Genomic DNA, 635 nt, shown 5'->3' on the forward strand with positions numbered 1-635 from the left:
GCAACCAGGCCAATTATAGGCTTGGATTTAGTGGATTTAAGGCGCATGTAAAAGGGTTTTAAGGTTGGGTTGCACCGTACTGCCGTCATGGAGGGCATGTGGAGTACTGCCCGTATATGACGGTTCCCTTTCTTGCTGATCTTCGATTTGCCTTTCATGGTTCCCGACTCGCGTAAGACCACATCATAGCCCACGTAGCTGGTGAGTTGTTTGGCGCTGGTAATGTCCTTAAAGCCTAAGGTCTCTCCGATAACCGTTGCTGCCGCCACAAAAGAGATCCCCGGTATACTCATCAGGTAATCCATCTTTTGCATTAACTCGGGATCTGTTTCCATAAGCTGCTGCATTTCCTGTTCTACCTGGGTGATCTGCTTGTTTAATAAAACCAGACGTTGTTTAAGCCGTTTTAAGGTTCTTGCATGATAAGAACCTGCATTGGTCAGGGCGTGTTCTATATTCTTCTCATGACTGCGTTCGCGGATCAATAAACTACGTTCCCTGCTCAGGCTTTTTAGATCTCTTAGTAAGGGCGAGGGAGGTGACCACAGCGTCAACCTGCGTTCCACACCCAAGCTAGCCAATACCCGGCTGTCTAACATATCGGTCTTGGAACGTTGTTCCAGGCTTTGGGCATA

The 635-nt window shown here is 48.0% G+C and carries 1 protein-coding gene; it reads right to left on the reverse strand.

Annotation, left to right across the window (positions count from 1 at the left end; genetic code table 11):
• Nucleotides 1–635 (reverse strand): transposase (locus IS446_RS00055; protein WP_203057130.1); only part of this gene is annotated, 635 nt, incomplete at both ends.

It is taken from the genome of Robertkochia sediminum, assembly GCF_016786255.1.
In the GTDB taxonomy this organism is placed as follows: Bacteria; Bacteroidota; Bacteroidia; order Flavobacteriales; family Flavobacteriaceae; genus Robertkochia; species Robertkochia sediminum.